3 protein-coding genes (1 of these 3 cut by a window edge) are annotated in these 23,367 nt (G+C 71.5%); all 3 read left to right on the top strand.

All coding sequences use genetic code 11. The features are described from left to right. Tightly spaced (each overlapping or abutting the next), the 3 genes in view from RWE79_RS01625 to ccrA form a layout consistent with a single transcriptional unit that may run on beyond the window. Positions 1-3,980: the end of an amino acid adenylation domain-containing protein gene (locus RWE79_RS01625; RefSeq protein WP_475938189.1), read on the top strand. Its footprint begins 10,249 nt before the window's first position; the window shows 3,980 of its 14,229 coding nt (coding positions 10,250-14,229); the start codon falls outside the window, past its left edge; the stop codon is at positions 3,978-3,980. Next, positions 3,977-22,123: an amino acid adenylation domain-containing protein gene (locus RWE79_RS01620; RefSeq protein WP_475938188.1), complete on the top strand. Its 18,147-nt coding sequence runs from the start codon at positions 3,977-3,979 to the stop codon at positions 22,121-22,123. Before RWE79_RS01625 ends, RWE79_RS01620 begins: the two co-directional genes overlap by 4 nt. Further along, positions 22,123-23,367: a crotonyl-CoA carboxylase/reductase gene (gene ccrA / locus RWE79_RS01615; protein WP_475938187.1), complete on the top strand. Its 1,245-nt coding sequence runs from the start codon at positions 22,123-22,125 to the stop codon at positions 23,365-23,367. The genes RWE79_RS01620 and ccrA overlap by 1 nt, the downstream gene beginning before the upstream one ends.

Here is a 23,367-nt window from a genome sequence, read left to right as displayed (position 1 = left end):
ATGTGCCGCTGGAGCTCGGTGCCGAGGCGCATGCCGGCCTCGCGGCACTGGCCAGGGCCAACGGCGTCAGCGTCTTCATGGTGCTGCAGGCCGGCCTGGCCGCCCTGCTGACCCGGCTCGGCGCGGGCACCGACCTTCCGATCGGCACCCCGATCGCGGGCCGCACCGACGACGCCCTCGACGACCTGGTCGGGTTCTTCGTCAACACCCTGGTGCTGCGCACCAACACCTCCGGCGACCCCACGTTCCGGGCACTGCTGGCCCGGGTGCGGGAGACCGACCTGGCCGCCTACACCCACCAGGATCTGCCCTTCGAGCGGCTGGTGGAGGAGCTCAACCCGGTGCGGTCGCTCGCACGGCACCCGCTCTTCCAGATCATGCTGATCCTGCACAACACCGACCGCCCCGAGATCGACCTGCCCGGACTGCGGGTGACGGTCGAGGGCGCGGACGCTCCCGTCGCCAAGTTCGACCTCTCCGTCAGTCTGTGGGAGCGCCACACCGAGACCGGTGCGGCGGACGGCATCCTCGGCCGGATCGAGTACTCCCTCGACCTGTTCGACCGGTCCACCGCCGAGGCCGCCGCGGCCCGCCTCGAACGCCTGCTGACGGCTGCGGCGACCGACCCGGACGTGCCGATCAGCCGCCTCCAAATCCTCTCCGACGAGGAACTCCACGAGCTTCTCGTGATCCGCAACGACACGGCCGCCGCCCGGCCGGACGCCTCGCTGCCCGAGCTGTTCCGGCAGCAGGTGGCGCGTACCCCGCGGGCCGTCGCCCTGGTGCGCGGCGAGTCGGAGCTCACCTACGCCGAGCTCGACGACCGCTCCGACCGGCTCGCGCTGGCCCTGCTCTCCCGTGGCGTCCGGCCGGAGGACCGGGTAGCCCTGCTGCTCGGCGACAGGGCCGACCATGTGGTGGCGACGCTCGCCGTCAGCAAGGCCGGCGGTGTCTACGTACCGCTGGACGCCCGCAGCCCCGAGGCCCGGACCCGGCAGATCCTGGAAGGCACCGGGACGGTCCTCGTTCTCGCGGACGGCACGACCGCCGCGGGGGTGCCGGACGGAACGGCCGCCGTCCTCCTCGTCGACGGCGAACTGCCCCCGTCCGGTGCGGCCGGTGACCACTCCTGGACCCTGCCGCACCCGGACCAGCTGGCGTACATCATGTACACCTCCGGGTCCACCGGTGAACCCAAGGGCGTCGCGGTCTCCCACCGCAACGTCGTCGGCCTGGCCCGCGACGGCTACTGGGGCCACGGCACGGACGACCGGGTGCTGATGCACTCGCCGCCCTCCTTCGACGCCTCGACGTACGAGCTGTGGGGGCCACTCCTGAGCGGGGCGCGGATCGTCGCCTCGAACGGCGACGCCACCGGCATCGCCTCCCTGGCCGCCACCATGACCCGGCACCGGGTCACCGTCGGCCTGTTCAGCGAGGGTGTGTTCCGGCTGCTCGCCGAGAACCACGCGGAATGCTTCCGTGACCTGCGCGACATCTACGTCGGCGGTGACACGTCCTCGGCCGCCGCGGTCCGCAAGGTCCTGGAGCAGGCGTCCGCCGCCCGGCTGACCAACAGCTACGGTCCGACCGAGACGACGCTGTGCGTGGTCCACCACGCCATCGGCGCCGAGGACATCGCCCGCAGCTCCTTCCCGATCGGCCGTCCGCTCGACAACACCCGCGTCTACGTCCTCGACGAGCACATGCGACCGGTCCCGCCCGGGGTCACCGGTGAGCTGTACATCGCCGGCGAGGGCCTGGCGCGCGGCTACTTCGGCAGGCCCGGCCTGACCGCGGAACGCTTCGTCGCCGACCCCTTCGGTCCCGCCGCCTCCCGGATGTACCGCACCGGTGACCGGGTCCGGTGGCGCGCGGACGGCACCCTCGAATTCGCCGGCCGCGCCGACACCCAGGTGAAGGTGCGCGGCTTCCGGATCGAGCTCGGCGAGGTCGAGTCGGCGGTGGCATCCCACCGGGACACCGCCCAGACCGTCGTCGTCGTGCGCGAGGACCGGCCGGGGGACCGACGCCTGGTCGCCTACGTCGTACCCGTGGCCGGCGCCGCGGCCGACGCCGAGGCGCTGCGCACCCACGTCGCCGACCGTCTGCCGGACTACATGGTCCCCGCCGCCTTCGTACCGCTGGAGGCGCTGCCGCTCACCCGGACCGGGAAGCTGGACCGCAGGTCGCTGCCCGCGCCCGACTACACGGGCGGCGGCGGGCGCGCCCCGCGCAACGAGCGGGAGCAGCTGCTCTGCGGGCTCTTCCGCGACCTGCTCGGCGTGCCCGACGTGGCGATCGACGACAACTTCTTCGCCATGGGCGGCGACAGCATCGTCTCCATCCAGCTGGTCAGCCGGGCCCGCCAGGCGGGCCTGGTGCTGACGCCGCGCGACATCTTCCAGTACCAGACCGTCGAGGCCCTCGCCCCCGTGGCGACCACCGCGGACGCGGACACCGACCGGGCGCCGGACGACGGCACCGGCATCGTCCCGCTCACCCCGATCATGGAGTGGCTGCGCGGACTGGGCGGCCCCATCGAGGGCTTCAACCAGTCCGTCCTCCTGCGCACCCCACCCGGCCTCGGGGAGCAGTCCCTGCTCACCGCCGTACAGGCGGTCCTCGACGGCCACGACCTGCTGCGGGCCCGCCTCGACCGGACCGACCCCGACGCCTGGCACCTGGACGTCCCGCCGGCCGGCAAGACCGCCGACGCCGTCCGCCGGGTCGACGTCTCCGCCGTCCCGGACAGCGCCCTCACGGAACTCCTCACCATGGAGGCCGAGACGGCCCGCCGGGACCTCGATCCCGACAACGGCGTCATGGTCCGCGTCGTGTGGCTCGACGCGGGCGCCGACCGCCCGGGCCGCCTCCTGCTCCTCCTGCACCACCTCGTCGTCGACGGAGTGTCCTGGCGGGTCGTCGTACCCGACCTGATGGGCTGCTGGGCCGACGCCGAGGCGGGCCGTCCGCTCGCCCTCGAACCCGTCCGCACCTCCTTCCGGACCTGGGCGGAGCAGCTGGCCGCCCGCGCGCTCACCGGCGCCGTCGAGGCCGAACTCCCCCTGTGGGAACGGATGACAGCGGAGGCCGACCCGCAGCTCGGCGCCCGTCCCCTCGACCCTGCCGTGGACACCCGGGCCACCGTCCGGTACCACACGGCAACCCTCCCGACGGACCGCACGGACGAACTGCTGACGACCGTGCCGGCCGCCACGGGGGCCGGCCCCGACGAGGTTCTGCTCACCGGGTTCGCGCTCGCCGTCGCCGAATGGCGGCGCACCCGCAGGCGCGGCGCGGCCGGCGGCGGCCCGGTCCTGCTGAACCTCGAAGGCCACGGCCGTGGCGACGGCGGCGACGCCGAACTCTCCCGCACCGTCGGCTGGTTCACCGCCATGCACCCACTACGCCTCGACCCGGGCGTCAAGTGGCACGAGATCCGCGACGGCGCACCGGCCGCCGGCACCGCGCTGCGCCGCGTCCAGGAGCAGATCCGCGCGGTGCCCGGCAAGGGCACCGGGTACGGACTCCTGCGCCACCTCAACCCCGGGACGTCCGGCATTCTCGCTGCCGGCGCCGAACCGCAGATCGGCTTCAACTACCTGGGCCGCGTCCGCACCGACAACGCCGGCCCGGCCGACTGGGGCGCAGCGCCCGAGGACGTCCGCATCGCACCGGCCGATCCAAAGCTGCCGTTCGCCCACTGCCTGGAAGTCAACGCGGTCACCCACGACCGGGCGGCCGGCCCCGAGCTGAGCGTGACCTGGACCTGGCCCGCGGACCTCTTCGACGAGCCGGACATCCGGGCACTGACCGGTCTGTGGTTCGAGGCCCTCGACGCCCTCGCGCGGTACGGCATCGCACACTCCGCCGCCCCGGGCGGCACCGACAGCCTGATGACATCCGACCTCTCCCTGGTGGACCTCCACCAGGACGAGATCGACGAGCTCGAAGCCGACCTGGAGGAACTGACGTGACGCACAACGGGCGACCGGCGCGGAAGCAGTCCGGACTCGAGGGCGTCCTACCGCTCTCCCCCCTGCAGGAGGGCCTGCTCTTCCACTCCCTCCTCGACGACGGGGAAGGTCCCGACGTCTACGCCGTCCAACTGGCCGTGGACCTCGAAGGACCGCTCGACGCGGGACGGCTCAAGGACGCCATGGCAACCCTGCTGCGCCGGCACGCCAACCTCCGGGCCGGCTTCCGGTCCGTCCGGTCCGGGAAGCCGGTGCAGTTCATCCTCCGCGAGGCCGCACTGCCCTGGCGCGAGGCCGACCTGACGTCGCTCGCCCCCGCCGACCGCGAGGCCGAGCTGGTCCGGCTCGCGGACCAGGACCGCGTCGAGCGCTTCGATCTGGCACAGCCGCCGCTGATCCGCTGCCTGCTGATTCGCCGCGAGGCGGACCTGCACCGGCTGGTCGTCACCAACCACCACATCCTGCTCGACGGCTGGTCCATGCCGGTGGTGCTGCGCGAACTGTTCACCGTGTACGAGCACGGTGAGAGCGCCCTGCCCCCGGTGACCCCGTACAAGAACTACCTCCAGTGGCTGGCCGCCCAGGACCGCGGCCGGTCGGAGAACGCCTGGCGCCGCGTCCTGTCCGGCGTCGAGGAGGCCACCCGCCTCGCCCCGGCCGACGCCCGTCGCGACGCCCTGATGCCGGAGCGCGTCGAGCGGCTGCTCCCGCCCGAGCTCGGGGACGGCCTCGCCGAACTGGCCGCGGCCGGATCGGTGACCCTCAACACGGTGACCCAGCTGGCCTGGGCGGTCGTCCTCGGACGGCTGACCGGACGCGACGACGTCGTCTTCGGGACGACCGTGGCCGGCCGCCCGGCCGAGGTACCGGGGATCGAGTCCATGGTCGGCCTGTTCATCAACACGGTGCCCGTGCGCATCACCCTCGATCCGGACGAGCCCTGGTCCAAGGCGCTCGCCCGGGTGCAGAGCGAACAGTCCGATCTCGGACCCCACCAGCACATCGGCCTTGCCGAGATCCAGGCGGTCGCGGGCATCGGCGAGCTGTTCGACACGACCGTGCTCGTGGAGAACTACCCGGTGGATCCGGCTGCCGCCGCGCGGTCGGAGTCCGGGCTGCGCCTGGTCGGCGCCAAGGGGCGCGATGCCACGCACTACCCGCTGACCCTGGTCGTCTCCCGGACGGCCGCCGGCGTGCATGTGCGTGTCGACTACCGCCCAGACCTCTTCGACCGTCCTGCGGCGGAACTCGTTCTGGGACGCCTGGAGCGGGTGTTGCGTGCTGTCGTGGTTGACCCTGAGCGGTTGGTCGGGGATATCGAGATCCTTGACGGGGTTGAGCGTGGTCGGTTGTTGAGTGGTTGGAATGCGACGGGTGTTGTGGTGCCGGTGGGTGTGTTGCCGGTGTGGTTCGGGGAGCGGGTTGGTGTTTCTCCGGATGCGGTGGCTGTGGTGGGGGGTGGTGTGTCGCTGTCGTATGCGCAGTTGTGGTCGCGTGCGGTGGGTGTGGCGAATGAGCTGGTGGGTGTGGGTGTGGGTCGTGGTTCGGTGGTGGCGTTGGCGGTGCCGCGTTCGGTGGATGCGGTGGTGGCGATGCTGGGTGTGGGTCTTGCGGGTGGGGCGTTCTTGCCGGTGGATCTCGATTTCCCTGCGGATCGGATTGGTTACATCCTGTCGGACGCCGCCCCGGCGGTGGTGCTGTCGACGCGCGGGGCTGTGGAGCGGCTGCCGGAAGGCGTGGATGCTCCGGTCGTCCTCCTGGACGAGGTCGGTGTTGCTTCCGAGCTGTCGGTCGAACTGACGATCTCGCCTGATGATGCGGCGTATGTGTTGTATACGTCGGGTTCGACGGGTCGGCCCAAGGGTGTGGTGGTGCCGCATGGTGCGCTGCGGAATTTTTTGTGGTCGATGGGTTCGCGGGTGGGGTTGGCCGCGGGGGAGCGGTGGCTGGCGGTGACGACGTTCGGGTTCGATATTTCGTTGCTGGAGGTGTTCCTGCCGCTGGTGTCGGGTGGGGTGGTGGTGGTTGCCGATCGTGATGTGGTGCGTGATCCGGTGGAGTTGGGCCGGTTGGTGCGTGCTGAGGGTGTGTCGGTGATGCAGGCGACGCCTGGTTTGTGGCGTGCGTTGGTGGAGGCGGATGCGGGGGCGGTCGAGGGGCTGCGGATTCTGGTGGGTGGTGAGGCGCTGGACAGTGGGCTTGCTGGGGTGCTGGCGGGTGCGGGTGTGTCGGTGTGGAACATGTACGGGCCGACGGAGACGACGGTCTGGTCGACGAGTGCGCTGCTGGCGGGTGATGGGCGTGTGTCGATCGGTGCTCCGATCGCGAACACCCGGGTGTATGTGCTGGACGGCCGGTTGAACCCGGTTCCTGTCGGTGTTCGTGGTGAGTTGTATATCGCGGGTGAGGGTGTGGCTCGTGGCTATCTGGGCCGGCCTGGTCTGACGGCCGAGCGGTTTGTCGCTGTTCCCTTTGGTCCTGGTGGGTCCCGGATGTATCGCACCGGTGATGTGGTGCGGTGGACCTTGGAAGGAACGCTGGAGTTTGTGGGGCGTGTCGATGATCAGGTGAAGGTGCGGGGGCACCGGATCGAGTTGGGTGAGGTCGAGTCCGCGCTGGTTTTGGTGCCGGGGGTCGTTCGTGCGGTCGCGGCGGTGCGGGAGGACACACCCGGCGATCGCCGTCTGGTCGGTTATGTGGTGCCGGTCGAGGGGGTGACGCCGGATGTCCGGGCGATCCGCCGTCATCTCGCGGCCGTGCTGCCGGAGTACATGGTTCCGTCTGTTGTCGTGGCTCTCGATTCCGTTCCTTTGACGCCGAACGGGAAGACGGACCGCAAGGCGTTGCCGGCGCCGCAGCAGACCACGGCCGAGCGCGGGCGCGAGCCGCGCACCCCGCAGGAGGCCATTCTCTGCGGTTTGTTCGCGGAGGTTCTGGGTGTTGCCCGGGTCGGTGTCGACGACGGTTTCTTCGAGTTGGGTGGTCATTCGCTGCTGGCGACGCGTCTGGTGTCGCGGGTGCGGTTTGTGCTGGGTGTCGAGCTCCCGATTCGGGCGCTGTTCGAGACTCCGACGGTGGCGGGTCTGGCCTGGCGTCTCGACGGTGGTGCGGCGGCGCGTGCGCCGCTGGTCCCGCAGGAGCGGCCGGCGGAGATCCCGCTGTCCTTCGCCCAACGCCGCCTGTGGTTCATCAACCAGCTCGACACCGAGAGCCCGCTCTACAACATCTCCCTGAGTCTGCGCCTGCACGGTCCGCTGGATGCGGCCGCGCTGGAGGCGGCGCTCGCCGATGTGGTGTTCCGCCACGAGAGCCTGCGCACGGTCTTCCCCGCCACGGACGGCAACCCCCGCCAGATCGTCCTCGACACCCGTGCCGCCGGGCATCAGCTTCTCCGTACCGCCGACGTCATGGCGGACGATGTTGCAGCGGCCGTCGCCGACACCGTGCGCCGGGGCTTCGACCTGACCGAGGAGATACCGCTGCGTGCGGGGCTGCTGGCGGTGGGTGCGGAGGAGCACGTCCTCGTTCTGGTGCTGCATCACATCGCGTGTGACGCTTGGTCCCTGCGGCCGCTGGCCGCGGATCTGGCGGCGGCGTACGCGGCCCGTTGCGAGGGGTCCGAGCCGCGGTGGGTTCCGTTGCCGGTGCAGTACGCCGACTACGCGCTGTGGCAGCGTGAGCTGCTGGGTGACGAGACCGACCCGGCCAGCGAGATCTCGCGGCAGCTCGCCCACTGGACGCAGGCCCTCGCCGGCCTGCCCGAGGAACTGGCACTGCCCACCGACCGGCCCCGCCCCGACACTTCCTCCCACCAGGGCGAGCGCATCCGCTTCGAGATCGACGCCGGGCTGCACCGGCGACTCCTGGCCCTCGCGCGGGAGTCCGGTACGAGCCTGTTCATGGTCCTGCAGGCCGCGCTGGCCACCCTGCTGACCCGGCTGGGCGCCGGCACCGACATCCCGATCGGCACCCCGATCGCGGGCCGCACCGACGAGGCCGTGGAGGAGCTTGTCGGCTTCTTCATCAACGAGTTGGTGCTGCGCACCGACACCTCGGGCAACCCGTCCTTCCGTGAGTTGCTGGGGCGCGTCCGGGAGACCGACCTGGCCGCCTACGCCCACCAGGACGTCCCCTTCGAGCGCGTCGTGGAAGCGGTCAACCCGTCCCGCTCGCTCGGACGCCACCCGCTCTTCCAGATCGTGCTGGCCTTGCAGAACATGGCGCAGCCCACCCTGGACCTCCCGGGCCTGACCATCGGCGCCGAGCCCGGCAGCGGTGGGGTGGCCCGCTTCGACCTGTCGTTCGGCCTCAACGAGCGCCTCACCGCCGACGGCTCACCCGCCGGTCTGGACGCCCTGGCGGAGTTCGCCACGGATCTGTTCGACCGGGTGACGGTGGAGTCGATGGTGGGTCGGTTGGTGGCGGTGCTGCGGGCGGTGGTGGCGGATGCGGACCGGCGGGTGGAGGATCTGGAGATCCTGGCGCCGGGTGAGCGTGAGCAGTTGCTGTTCGGGTGGAACGAGACGGCTCGGGAGCTTCCGGGGCTGTTGGTGCCGGGGATGGTCGAGGCGCAGGTGGTGCGTACGCCGGATGCGCCGGCGGTGTCCGGTGGCGATGTGGTGTTGTCGTACCGGGAGTTGAACGAGCGGGCGAACCGGTTGGCCAGGCTGCTGGTGGGTCGGGGTGCGGGTCCGGAGTCGATCGTGGCGATCGCCGTGCCGCGTTCCCCGGAGATGGTCGTCGCGGTCCTCGCGGTGCTGAAGTCCGGTGCCGCCTATCTGCCGATCGACACCGAGTACCCCGCCGACCGCATCGCCTACATGCTGGCCGACGCCGCGCCGTCCCTGGTGATCACGACCCGTGACGTCCAGCCGCACCTGCCGAAGGGCGTCGAGCAGCCCGTCCTCGCCGTGGACGATGCCGCGACGGTCGCCGACCTCGCCCGGCACGACTCGGGGAACCCGGCCGACGGGGACCGCACCGCCGTGCTGCTGCCCGACCATGCCGCGTACGTCACCTACACCTCGGGCTCCACCGGGACCCCCAAGGGAGTCGTCGTACGCCACGCCGGCCTCGCCGACTACGTCGCGGGAGCCGTCACCGACTACCAGCACGTTCGTGGCGAGGTCGTGCTGCACTCCTCGGTGTCGTTCGACACCACCGTGACCTCGCTCCACGTGCCGCTCACCGCGGGCGGGCACATCCAGCTGACCGACTTCCTGGAGAACGCCGTCGAGAAGCACTTCGACCTGCTGAAGGTGACGCCCAGCCACCTCGGCATCCTGGCGGACTCCGTCGCAGGCGCCGCGGACGACGCCGAGCTTCTCGTCGCCGGTGAGGCCCTCGCCTCGGGCGCCGTCGAGCCCTGGCGCCGACTGTGCCCGCAGGGAACGCTGTTCAACGTCTACGGCCCCACCGAGACCACGGTGAGCGCCGTGCACCACCGCATCGGGCCCGGCGAGGAACTGCCGTACGGAGCCGTCCCGATCGGCCGGCCGCTGGGCAACACCCAGGTCTATGTGCTGGACGGCCGGTTGAACCCGGTTCCTGTCGGTGTTCGTGGTGAGTTGTATATCGCGGGTGAGGGTGTGGCTCGTGGCTATCTGGGCCGGCCTGGTCTGACGGCCGAGCGGTTTGTCGCTGTTCCCTTTGGTCCTGGTGGGTCCCGGATGTATCGCACCGGTGATGTGGTGCGGTGGACCTTGGAAGGAACGCTGGAGTTTGTGGGGCGTGTCGATGATCAGGTGAAGGTGCGGGGGCACCGGATCGAGTTGGGTGAGGTCGAGTCCGCGCTGGGTTCGGTGCCGGGGGTCGTTCGTGCGGTCGCGGCGGTGCGGGAGGACACACCCGGCGATCGCCGTCTGGTCGGTTATGTGGTGCCGGTCGAGGGGGTGACGCCGGATGTCCGGGCGATCCGCCGTCATCTCGCGGCCGTGCTGCCGGAGTACATGGTTCCGTCTGTTGTCGTGGCTCTCGATTCCGTTCCTTTGACGCCGAACGGGAAGACGGACCGCAAGGCGTTGCCGGCGCCGCAGCAGACCACGGCCGAGCGCGGGCGCGAGCCGCGCACCCCGCAGGAGGCCATTCTCTGCGGCCTGTTCGCGGAGGTTCTGGGCGTCGGCCGGGTCGGGATCGACGACAACTTCTTCGAACTGGGCGGCCATTCGCTGCTCGCCACCCGGCTGCTGAGCCGTATCCGCTCGGTACTGTCCGCCCAGCCCGGCATCCGGGCCCTCTTCGAGGCCCCCACCGTCGCCGGCCTCGCCGAGCGACTCGACCGGGCCGCGTCGGCCCGCCCCGCGCCGGCCCCTGTCGCGCGGCCGGAGGCCGTCCCGCTGTCCTTCGCGCAGCACCGCCTCTGGTTCGTCAACCAAATGGATGGGACGAGTCCGCTCTACAACATCCCCATGGTGCTGCGGCTGCGCGGCGCCCTGGATGTGGCCGCGCTGGAGGCGGCGCTCGCCGATGTGGTGTGCCGCCACGAGAGCCTGCGTACGGTCTTTCCCGCCACGGACGGCGAACCCCGCCAGGCCGTGTGCGACGCCTCGGCACAGCCACTCGGCCTGACCGTGCTCGACGATGCGGGCGAGGCCGACGTCGACGCGCGGATCGCCGAGTTCGTCGGCCGGGGCTTCGACCTGACCGAGGAGATACCGCTGCGTGCGGGGCTGCTGGCGGTGGGTGCGGAGGAGCACGTCCTCGTTCTGGTGCTGCATCACATCGCGTGTGACGCTTGGTCCCTGCGGCCGCTGGCCGCGGATCTGGCGGCGGCCTACGCGGCCCGTTGCGAGGGCGCCGAGCCGCGGTGGGTTCCGTTGCCGGTGCAGTACGCCGACTACGCCCTTTGGCAGCGTGAGCTGCTGGGCGACGAGACCGACCCGGCCAGCGAGATCTCGCGGCAGCTCGCCCACTGGACGCAGGCCCTCGCCGGCCTGCCCGAGGAACTGGCACTGCCCACCGACCGGCCGCGGCCGCCGGCCGGTGCCCAGCGCGGGGCGAAGCATCGGTTCTCCTTCGACGCGCAGCTGCACCGCCAGTTGCTGTCGCTGGCCACCTCCACGGGCACCAGCCTGTTCATGGTGCTCCAGGCCGGCCTTGCCACCGTCCTCACGCGGCTGGGCGCCGGCACCGACATCCCGATCGGCGCTCCCATCGCCGGCCGGACCGACGACGCCCTCGACCACATGGTCGGCTTCTTCCTCAACACCCTGGTGCTGCGCACCGACACGTCGGGCGACCCTACGTTCCGAGAACTGCTGGGCCGCGTGCGGGAGACCGACCTCGCCGCCTACACCAACCAGGAACTGCCGTTCGAGCGGCTCGTCGAGGCGCTCAACCCGCAGCGGTCCCTGGCCCGCCATCCGCTCTTCCAGGTGACACTGACCGTGCAGAACACGGGGGACGCGTCCCTCGAAATGCCGGACCTGGCCGTCAGCGCCGAGGCCGACGAGTCGCCGTGGGCCAGGTTCGACCTGTCCCTCGGCCTCGGCGAGCGGCACACCGCCAACGGCGTTCCGAACGGACTGGAGGGCGTCGCGGACTACTCCGCGGACCTCTTCGACCGCGACACCGTCGAACTCGTCGTCGCCCGCCTGGAGCGGGTGTTGCGTGCTGTCGTGGTTGACCCTGAGCGGTTGGTCGGGGATATCGAGATCCTTGACGGGGTTGAGCGTGGTCGGTTGTTGAGTGGTTGGAATGCGACGGGTGTTGTGGTGCCGGTGGGTGTGTTGCCGGTGTGGTTCGGGGAGCGGGTTGGTGTTTCTCCGGATGCGGTGGCTGTGGTGGGGGGTGGTGTGTCGCTGTCGTATGCGCAGTTGTGGTCGCGTGCGGTGGGTGTGGCGAATGAGCTGGTGGGTGTGGGTGTGGGTCGTGGTTCGGTGGTGGCGTTGGCGGTGCCGCGTTCGGTGGATGCGGTGGTGGCGATGCTGGGTGTGGGTCTTGCGGGTGGGGCGTTCTTGCCGGTGGATCTCGATTTCCCTGCGGATCGGATTGGTTACATCCTGTCGGACGCCGCCCCGGCGGTGGTGCTGTCGACGCGTGACTGCGCCGATGCCCTCCCGGAGGGCGTCGCCGCCCCAGTGGCCTTCCTCGATGACATTGAGCCGGCCGCCGAGTTGCTGAGCGCCTGCGAGGTGTCGCCTGATGATGCGGCGTATGTGTTGTATACGTCGGGTTCGACGGGTCGGCCCAAGGGTGTGGTGGTGCCGCATGGTGCGCTGCGGAATTTTTTGTGGTCGATGGGTTCGCGGGTGGGGTTGGCCGCGGGGGAGCGGTGGCTGGCGGTGACGACGTTCGGGTTCGATATTTCGTTGCTGGAGGTGTTCCTGCCGCTGGTGTCGGGTGGGGTGGTGGTGGTTGCCGATCGTGATGTGGTGCGTGATCCGGTGGAGTTGGGCCGGTTGGTGCGTGCTGAGGGTGTGTCGGTGATGCAGGCGACGCCTGGTTTGTGGCGTGCGTTGGTGGAGGCGGATGCGGGGGCGGTCGAGGGGCTGCGGATTCTGGTGGGTGGTGAGGCGCTGGACAGTGGGCTTGCTGGGGTGCTGGCGGGTGCGGGTGTGTCGGTGTGGAACATGTACGGGCCGACGGAGACGACGGTCTGGTCGACGAGTGCGCTGCTGGCGGGTGATGGGCGTGTGTCGATCGGTGCTCCGATCGCGAACACCCGGGTGTATGTGCTGGACGGCCGGTTGAACCCGGTTCCTGTCGGTGTTCGTGGTGAGTTGTATATCGCGGGTGAGGGTGTGGCTCGTGGCTATCTGGGCCGGCCTGGTCTGACGGCCGAGCGGTTTGTCGCTGTTCCCTTTGGTCCTGGTGGGTCCCGGATGTATCGCACCGGTGATGTGGTGCGGTGGACCTTGGAAGGAACGCTGGAGTTTGTGGGGCGTGTCGATGATCAGGTGAAGGTGCGGGGGCACCGGATCGAGTTGGGTGAGGTCGAGTCCGCGCTGGTTTTGGTGCCGGGGGTCGTTCGTGCGGTCGCGGCGGTGCGGGAGGACACACCCGGCGATCGCCGTCTGGTCGGTTACGTCGTTCCCGCTGAGGGGCTCGACGTGGACGGGGAGGCCGTGCGGCGTGTGGTGGGGGAGCTGCTGCCGGAGTACATGGTTCCGTCCGCCGTCGTGGCTCTCGATTCCGTTCCTTTGACGCCGAACGGGAAGACGGACCGCGGGGCGTTGCCGGCGCCGGCTGTGGTGGGGGGTGTGCGTCGTGAGGCGCGGACGGTGCAGGAGGATCTCCTGTGCGGTTTGTTCGCGGAGGTTCTGGGTGTTGCCCGGGTCGGTGTCGACGACGGTTTCTTCGAGTTGGGTGGTCATTCGCTGCTGGCGACGCGTCTGGTGTCGCGGGCGCGGTCCGTGCTGGGTGTCGAGCTCCCGATTCGGGCGCTGTTCGAGACCCCGACGGTGGCGGGTCTGGCCTGGCGTCTCGACGGTGGTGCGGCGGCGCGTACGCCACTGGTCCCGCAGGAGCGGCCGGCGGAGATCCCGCTGTCCTTCGCCCAACGCCGCCTGTGGGTGCTGAGCCAGCTGGGCGCCCCGGCCGGTACGTACAACATCCCGCTCGTTACCAGGCTCAGCGGTCCGCTGGACGCGGCCGCGCTGGAGGCGGCGCTCGCCGATGTGGTGTCCCGCCACGAGAGCCTGCGCACGGTCTTCCCCGCCACCGACGGCAACCCCCGCCAGATGGTCCTCGACCCTGCCGAGGCACGTCCCTACCTGCACGTCGTGCAGGTGACGGAGGACGGTGTCGACGAGGCGGTCACCGCCGCACGGCGGGCCGACTTCGCGCTGGCCACGGATCTGCCCCTGCGCGCCCAGCTGCTGGTCATGGGTCCGGACGAGCATGTCCTCGTCCTCGTCCTGCATCACATCGCGGGCGACGCCTCGTCGATGCGGCCGCTCGTCCGTGACCTGGCGGCGGCCTACGCGGCCCGTTGCGAGGGGTCCGAGCCGCGGTGGGTTCCGTTGCCGGTGCAGTACGCCGACTACGCGCTGTGGCAGCGTGAGCTGCTGGGTGACGAGACCGACCCGGCCAGCGAGATCTCGCGGCAGCTCGCCCACTGGACGCGGGCCCTCGCCGGCCTGCCCGACGAGCTGATGCTGCCGACCGACAGGCCGCGGCCGGAAGAGGCCGGACACGAGGGCGGTCTGGTGCCGGTCGAGCTGGACACCGAACTGCACGCGGGTCTGCTGGACCTCGCGCGCTCCAGCAGGACCACGGTCTTCATGGTCCTGCAGGCGGCGCTGGCCACCATGCTGACGAGGCTGGGCGCCGGCACCGACATCCCGATCGGCACGCCGGTGGCCGGGCGGGGTGACGAGGCGCTCGACGACCTGGTCGGTTTCTTCGTCAACACGCTGGTGCTGCGCACCGACACGTCAGGGGACCCCACGTTCCGTGAGTTGCTGGACCGGGTCCGGGAGGCCGACCTGGCCGCCTACGCCCACCAGGACGTCCCCTTCGAGCGCGTCGTGGACGCGGTGAGCCCGCGCAGGTCGGCCGCGTACCACCCGCTCTTCCAGATTATGCTGTCCCTCGACAACGTCAGCCGGGCCGACGTGGCCCTCCCCGGGCTGGCCGGCGGGGAGGTGGGCGAGCCCGCGGGCGACGGTTCGGGGCGCGCCAAGTTCGACTTCTCGGTGAGGCTTTCCGAGCGCTTCTCTCCCGAGGGCGCTCCGGCGGGTCTCAACGGAACCGCCGCCTTCGCCACGGATCTGTTCGACCGGGTGACAGTGGAGTCGATGGTGGGTCGGTTGGTGGCGGTGCTGCGGGCGGTGGTGGCGGATGCGGACCGGCGGGTGGAGGATCTGGAGATCCTGGCGCCGGGTGAGCGTGAGCAGTTGCTGTTCGGGTGGAACGAGACGGCTCGGGAGCTTCCGGGGCTGTTGGTGCCGGGGATGGTCGAGGCGCAGGTGGTGCGTACGCCGGATGCGCCGGCGGTGTCCGGTGGCGATGTGGTGTTGTCGTACCGGGAGTTGAACGAGCGGGCGAACCGGTTGGCCAGGCTGCTGGTGGGTCGGGGTGCGGGTCCGGAGTCGATCGTGGCGATCGCCGTGCCGCGTTCCCCGGAGATGGTCGTCGCGGTCCTCGCGGTGCTGAAGTCCGGTGCCGCCTATCTGCCGATCGACACCGAGTACCCCGCCGACCGCATCGCCTACATGTTCGAGGACGCCCGTCCGCGGCTCGTCGTGACGACCCGCGCGGCCGAGGCGAGCCTCCCCGGCTCGGTGACCGCGGGCCGGGTCGTCTTGGACGCTCCCGCGACGGCGGCCGATCTGGCCGCCGTGCCGGCCGCCGACCTGACCGACGCGGACCGCACGGGCCCGCTGATGCCTCGCACTCCCGCGTACGTCATCTACACCTCCGGCTCCACCGGCCGCCCCAAGGGCGTGGTGGTCGAGCACGCAGGCATCCCGAACCTGGTCCTGGCCAGGACCGGACCGTACGCGATGGGCCCCGGCAGCCGTGCGCTCCAGTTCGCCTCGCTCAGCTTCGACGCCGCGATGTCCGAGATCTGCACGCCGCTGTCCGCCGGTGCGTGCCTGGTCCTCGGCCCGGCCGACATGTTGCTCCAGGTCGCCGAACTGCCCGAACTGCTGCGCGAGCGAGGCGTGACACACGCGACGCTGCCGCCCGCCGTGCTGGCCCAGCTACCACAGGGGAGCCTGCGCACAATACGCACCCTGGTGACGGCCGGAGAGGCGGCCCCGGCCGGTCTGGTCGCCAAGTGGGCGGGCGGACGGCGGATGTTCAACGCCTATGGCCCCACCGAGACCACGGTGTCCTGCACCATGGCGGGCCCGCTGGCGCCCGAGGCGGGTGTGCCCCCCATTGGCGGTCCGCTGCCCAACATGCGCGCCTATGTGCTGGACGACCGGCTGCGGCCGGTCCCTGTCGGCGTCCCGGGCGAGCTGTACGTCGCCGGCATCGGCGTGGCGCGCGGCTACCTCGGAAGGCACGGCCTGACCGCCGAGCGCTTCGTCGCCGACCCCTTCGGGCCCGACGGTTCCCGCATGTATCGCACCGGTGATGTGGTCCGCCGCCTCCGGGACGGCCGACTGCGGTTCGTCGGCCGCGCCGACGGACAGGTGAAGCTGCGCGGGTTCCGTATCGAACTCGGCGAGGTCGAGGGGGCCCTGACAGCCGCACCCGGTGTCGGCCACGCGGTCGCTACCGTGCGCGAGGACCGCCCCGGCGTACGGCAGCTCGTGGGCTACCTGGTGCCCGCTGCCGGCACGGAACTGGATCTCGTCGCCGTCCGGACGCACCTGCGCTCCACACTGCCGGCGCACATGCTGCCGTCGGTGCTCATGGAGCTCAAGCGCGTTCCGCTGACTGTCAACGGCAAGGTCGACAAGGCCGCGCTGCCCGCGCCCAAGCAGCAGGACAGTGCCCCGGCGGCCCGCCCGGGGTCCGGCACCGGCGCGCCGTCCGCGGTCCCGTCCGCCGGGGAGAACGTGCAGGCGCTGCTGTGCCGGATCGTCGCCGACGTGCTGGGCCTCGCCGAGGTCGCCGCCCACGACAACTTCTTCGGCATCGGCGGTGACAGCATCAACGCTATCCAGGTGGCGAGCCGCGCCCGGCAGGCCGGTCTCGTCCTCACCCCCCGGGACATCTTCCGGAACCAGACCGTCGCGGAACTGGTTCCCGCGATCCGGCCGGTGCCGGCCACCGGCACCGCCCGGTCCGCCGTGCACGACGGCGTGGGAGCCGTTCCGGGCACCCCCGTGGTCCGCTGGCTCCACCAACTGGGCGGCCCCTTCGAGGGCCTCAACCAGTCGGTGCTGCTGCGGGTTCCCGGCGGTGCCGGCGGCGCGACGCTGACCCGCGCCGTCCAGTCCGTGCTCGACCACCACGATGTGCTCCGGGCCCGGCTGACGGGTACCGAACCGGGGCTGCCCTGGAACCTGGAGACCACCGCCCGCGGCAGCGTGGCCGCGGCCGACTGCGTCACGCGGGTGGAGCTGCCGGCCGACGCCGACGTGGCCGCCGCGGTGGCGGAACACGGTGAGGCGGCCAGGCGCCGTCTGGACCCGCGCAACGGCGTGATGCTCCAGGTCGTGTGGTTCGACGCGGGACCGCAGGAGCGGGGCCTGCTGCTGGTGGTACTCCACCACCTCGTGGTGGACGGCGTGTCCTGGCGGATCCTGCTGCCCGACCTCGTCTCGGCCTGGCAGGCGGTCCGTGACGGCCGCGAGCCGGCGCCCGCGCCGGTCGGCACGTCGTTCCGCCGCTGGGCCCAGGCACTCGTCATGGAGGCCCAGAACCCGGTCCGCCTTGCCGAACTCCCGCTCTGGCGAGCGCAGACGCAGCAGGCCGATCCGCTGCTCGGCGCCCGCAGGCTCGACCCCGCGGTCGACACCCGGGAGACGGCGCAGCACCTGACGGCGGCGCTCCCGGCGGACGTGACCGCGGCCCTGCTGACCGGAGTCCCGGCGCGCCACCACGTGCAGATCAACGAGGTGCTGCTCACCGGCCTGGTGCTCGCCGTCGCCCGTTGGCGCGAGCGCCGGACCCAGGACGGTTCGCCCGCCCTCCTGGTCGACATGGAGGGCCACGGCCGCGAGGAGTTCGACGAGAGCATCGACCTGTCCCGGACCGTCGGCTGGTTCACCAGCCGCTTCCCGGTCCGGCTCGACCCGGGCCAGGTCGACCTGGACGACGCGTTCGCCGGCGGCGCCGCGACGGTCGCCGCCCTAAGGCGGATCAAGGAGCAGTTGCGGGCACTGCCCGACAACGGACTGGGCTACGGCCTGCTGCGCCACCTCAACGCCGACACGGCCGCGGCCCTGGCCGGCGCTGCCACCCCGCAGATCGGCTTCAACTACCTGGGGCGGGTCGGCGCCGGGGCCGGGGAGCTCGGCGACGACGGATCGTCCTCGGGCTGGTTGAGCGCGTCCAACCTGAGGATCCCGCTGCTGCCCGCCGACCCAGGGATGCCTTTCGGGCACTCCCTGGAGATGAACGCGGTCACCCGGGAGCAGGCCGACGGCCCGAGTCTGAACGTGACGTACTCCTGGCCGGCCGGTATCTTCGGCCGCGCCGACATCCAGGAGCTGGCCGACCTGTGGTTCGAGGCGTTGCGCGCGCTGGCCGACCCTGGCAACGGCGGTGTGGGCTCCGCGCTGACGCCGGACGACCTGCCGTCGTCGGGGCTGACGCAGCCCGAGATCGACGAGCTGGCGGCGGCTCCGGAGGGGCTGGCGGACGCGTTCGCGCTCACCCCGCTCCAGGAAGGGCTGCTCTTCCACGCCCTGGAAGCGGACGACGGGCCCGACGTGTACACCGTCCAGCTTGTCCTCGACCTCGAAGGACCGCTGGACGCCGAGTCCCTGCGCGGGGCCGGCCAGGCCGTGCTGGAGCGTCACCCCAACCTGCGGGCGAGCTTCCGCCACCGAGTCGCCGGACCGGCGGTCCAGATCGTGCCGCGCGCCGTGACACTTCCCTGGGACGAGACCGACCTGAGCGGACTGTCCGAGGACGTGCGGCAGGAGCGCCTGGCCTCGCTCACGGAGGCCGCCCGTGCGCGGCGGTTCGACCTCGGCCGGCCCCCGCTGGTCCGGTTCCTGCTGATCCGTCTTGGCGAGCAGCGGCACCGGCTGGTCATCACCAAGCACCACATCCTGCTCGACGGCTGGTCGATGCCGTTGTTCCTGCGCGAACTGGTGACCCTGTACGAGAACGGCGGTGACACGTCGGCGCTGCCCGATCCCGTTCCGTTCCGTTCGTACGTCTCCTGGCTGGCCGAGCAGGACCGCGCGGTGAGCGAGTCGATCTGGCGTGAGGCCCTCGCCGGAGTGGAGGAGCCCACCCTGCTGGCTCCGGCCCGGACGCCGACCGGCCCGGCCCTGCCCGAGCAGATCGTCCACGACCTGTCGCCCGGACTCACCGCGGAGCTCCGGCGGCACGCGGCGCGCGCAGGCGTCACCATGAACACCGTGGTCCAGACGGCCTGGGCGCTGGTGCTGGGCCGTCACCTCGGCCGCGACGACGTGCTGTTCGGTACCACGGTATCCGGGCGCCCGCCGGAGCTGCCAGGTGCGGAGAGCATGATCGGGCTGTTCATCAACACCCTGCCGGTCCGGGTGCGGCTCGACCCCTCGGAGGGGTGGAGCGCCGCCCTGGCCCGGGTCCAGGGCGAACAGGCCGCACTCCAGGGGCACCAGTACCTGGGTCTGGCAGACGTGCAGCGGATCGCGGGCCACAGGACGCTCTTCGACACGGCCTTCGTGTACGAGAACTACCCGCTGCCCGAGAGCACCGGGAGGGCTCCCTCGCAGCTGCGTGCGACGGCGGTGCACGGCCGGGACGCGGCGCACTATCCGCTGGTCCTCGTCGCGTCGCTGCGCGACCGGGGGCTGCGCTTCCGGCTGGACCACCGGCCCGACGTGCTCGGCGGACCGCTCGCCGCGGTCCTGCTGGAGCGCCTGACCCGGCTCCTGGAGTCGGTCGCGACCGACCCGCACCAGCCGGTGGGACGCATCCCCCTTTTGCCCCGGGGGCAGCTGGCGGACCTGGCGGACGGTGGTGCGCGGGCGGTGCTTCCCGGGGCCGCCCCTGACGGCAAGGAGGCGCCCGCCACCGTGCACGGCCGGCTCGCGGCCCTCGCCGCGCGCACTCCGGACGCCGTGGCGCTCAGCCTCGGCAGTGAGCGGATGACCTGGCGGGAGCTGGACGAGCGGGCGAACCGGCTGGCCCGGCTGCTGCTCGAACTCGGTGTCGGCCAGGAGGACCGGGTGGGCCTCCTGTTCGACCGGTCGTTCGACCTCGGCGTCGCCTTCCTGGCCGTGCTGAAGGCCGGTGCGGTGTACGTGCCGCTGGATCCCGGGCACCCCGAGCAGCGGCAGCGGACCGTCCTCGGACTCGCGGGCGCGACGGTGCTGCTCACCGAAGCGGCTCGGGCGGGCGGCGGGTCGGCCGCCCCGGGCGACGCGTGGCGAACTGTGGCGGTGGACACCGATCCGCGTCTGGCACGGCAGGAGCCGACGGCACCCGACGTGGCCGTGCAGCCGGACAGGCTGGCGTACGTGATGTTCACCTCCGGCTCCTCCGGCCTGCCCAAGGGCGTCGCGGTGACCCACCGCGACGTGATGGAGCTGGCCGCCGACCCATGCTGGGGCGGCGGCAGCCAGGAGCGGGTGCTGTTCCACTCGCCGCACGCCTGGGACGCCTCGACCCTGGAGCTGTGGGTGCCCCTGCTCAACCACGGCACGGTGGTCGTCGCCCCGCCCGGAGAGGTGGACCTCAGGGCCATGGCGAGGCTCCTGGTGGAGGAACGCATCACGGGACTGTGGCTGTCGGCCGGCCTGTTCCGCTGGCTGGCGGAGGAGGAGCCCGGCTGCTTCGCCGGGCTGCGCGAGGTGCGGACCGGTGGCGACGTCGTGCCGGCCGACGCGGTGCGCAAGGTGCTGGCGGCCTGCCCCGACACGCTCGTCACCAACGGCTACGGTCCCACGGAGGCCACTGTCTTCGCCGTGCACAACATGATCCGGTCGGGCGACCCGGTGCCGGACAACGTGCCGATCGGTGTTCCCCTCGCGGGCACCGCCGCGTACGTACTGTCCCCGTGGCTGGAACCCGTCGGGCCCGGCGTCGTCGGCGAGCTGTACCTGGCGGGCTCCGGACTGGCCCGCGGCTACGAGAACGCCCCGGGGAGCACGGCGGCCTCCTTCGTCGCCGACCCCTTCGGCCCGGCCGGTTCCCGGATGTACCGTTCGGGCGACCTGGCCCGACGGCTCCCCGACGGTTCCCTGGAGTTCGCCGGCCGCGTGGACGACCAGGTGAAGCTGCGCGGCTTCCGGATCGAGCTGAGCGAGGTCGACGCCGCGCTCATGGCCCTTCCGGGGGTGGCCCACGCCGTCTCCCTGATCAGGGAGGACCGGCCGGGTGACAAGCGGCTCGTCGGCTATGTGGTGCCGGCGCCGAGCCGTCCGGCGCCGGACGAGGGGGAGCTGCGGGGTCTGCTGGCCGGCACGCTCCCGGACTACCTCGTGCCGTCCGCGCTCGTGGTGCTCGACGCCCTGCCGCTGACCAGGAACGGCAAGGTGGACCGGGCGGCGCTGCCCGGCCCGGTGGCGGGGGTGGCCGGCTTGTCCCGGGGCCCGCGCACTCCGCAGGAGGAGCTGGTCTGCGCGCTGTTCGCGCAGGCCCTGGGGGTCCCCGAGGTCGGCCTCGACGACGACTTCTTCGCCCTCGGGGGGAACTCGCTGCTCGCGGCGGGGCTGGTCAGCCGGATCCGTAAGGTCCTTGGTGTCGAACTGGGCATCCAGGCCCTGTTCCTGGCCCCGACGGTAGCCGGAGTCGTCACCGCCGTCGACGAGAGCACCGGCCAGGACGCCCACAACGGCCTGGACGTCCTGGTGCCGCTGCGCCTGCAGGGCGACCTGCCGCCGGTGTTCTGCGTCCATGCCGCGGGCGGCCTGAGCTGGCGGTACGCGGCACTGCTGCGGTACCTGCCGGCCGGTCACCCGGTCTACGGACTGCAGGCCCGCGCCTTCAGCTCACCCGGCCACCGGCCGGCGAGCGTGGAGGAGATGGCCGCCGACTACGTGGAGCGGATCCGGAGCGTGCAGCCGTCCGGCCCCTACCACCTGGTGGGCTGGTCGTTCGGCGGGCTGGTGGCCCAGGCGGCGGCCGTGCTGCTGGAAGAGGACGGTGATGAGGTCGCCATGGTCGCGGTCCTCGACTCCTACCCCGCGACGCCGGGCGAGCGGGCCGTGGTCCCGCCGACCGTGCAGGTTCTGGGCGCGCTGCTCGACGCGGCCGGTGTCGGTCCTGACCGGGGCGATGCCGAGCTGACCCCCGAGGCCGGCGCGGCACTGCTGCGCGGCCGTGGAGGACCGCTCGCGGCGCTGCTGGCCGACCGGGTGGAGACGGTCGTGGACTCCTTCCGCTCCGGGATCGAACTGCGCTCGCGGTACGTGCCGCGCGAACTCCGCGGGGACCTGCTGCTGTTCGTGGCGGGCGGCGACGCCGATGCGGCCGATGCGAAGGCGGGCCGGTGGCGCCCGTACGTGGGCGGCGGGATCGAGGTCCACCCGGTCGACTGCCGCCACGAGGACATGCTGCGGCCCGTCCCGCTGACCGCGATCGGCACGGCGATCGCGGCGCACCTGAAGGTCTGTGACACACGGAAGGACGACTGATGGCTCGGGAGTTGTACGAGCTGGGCGAGATACCGCCGCTCGGTGAAGTGCCGCGCTACATGTACGCCGGAGTGATCCGGCAGGATCGGTACGGCCCGCCCGCGCGGTCCATGCAGGTCGAGACGGTCGAGGTGCCCGAGGTCGGCCGCGGCCAGGTGCTCATCATGGTGATGGCGGCCGGGATCAACTACAACGGCATCTGGGCGGGGCTGGGCACCCCGGCCGACGTCATCGCGGACCGGCAGCGCGCCGGCGACCCGCACGACTTCCACATCGCGGGCTCCGAGGGCGCGGGTGTGGTCTGGGCCGTGGGCGAGGGGGTCAAGTGGCTGCGGGTGGGCGACCACGTCATCGTCGGCGGCGTCGCCTGGGACGAGTCGGCCCCGGACATCCGCCTCGGTGTCGACCCGACCGCCTCCCGGTCCCAACGGGCCTGGGGTTACGAGTCGAACTTCGGATCGTTCGCGCAGTTCACCGTGGCCGACGAGTACCAGTGCCACCGCAAGCCCCCGCACCTGACGTGGGAGGAGGCCGGCTGTTTCCTGGGGGGCGGTTCCACGTCCTACCGCATGCTGCTGGGCTGGCACCCCCACACCGTGCGGCCGGGAGACCCCGTGCTCGTCTGGGGCGGCGCCGGCGGCCTGGGTTCCATGGCGATCCAGATCACAAAGTATTTCGGCGGAATTCCTGTCGCCGTGGTTTCGGACGACGACAAATTCGACTACTGTAAGCGTCTGGGAGCCCGCGGGGTCATCAATCGGAGCAATTTTGACCACTGGGGTCGACTGCCGGATCCGGACGATGCGGTCGCCTATCGGGAACTTATGTCGGGCGTCCGTGAATTCGGCCGCGCCTTCTGGGACACGCTCGGTGAGCGCAGATCCCCGAGCATCGTCCTGGAGCATCCGGGGCGGGCCACCCTGCCGACCTCGGTCTATGTCTGCGACCGGGCCGGCATGGTCGTGACCTGCGCTGGCACCAGCGGCTACGACGGGACCCTCGACCTGCGCTTCCTCTGGATGTTCCAGAAGCGCCTCCAGGGTTCCCACGCCGCGAACGTGCGCCAGACCGCAGCCATCGTCGATCTCGTCGCGGCAGGGCACGTCGATCCCTGCCTGAGTCTGACCATGCCTTTCACGGACATCGGGCAGGCGCATCAGATTGTTTACGACGGCAAACAGCCGCCGGGCAATGTGGCGATCCTTGTGAATTCTCCCGAGCTGGGACTCAGGGATGTTCCATGA

It is taken from the genome of Streptomyces sp. RLA131 (genome assembly GCF_056270125.1).
The sequence above is the reverse complement of the archived record's forward strand: the minus strand, read 5'-3'. Positions and strand labels throughout refer to the sequence as shown.

What these genes read in the sequence shown, in the direction of transcription:
- ccrA (WP_475938187.1), top strand. Translation starts at nt 22,123, where the DNA reads ATGGCTCGGGAGTTGTACGAGCTGGGCGAGATACCGCCGCTCGGTGAA.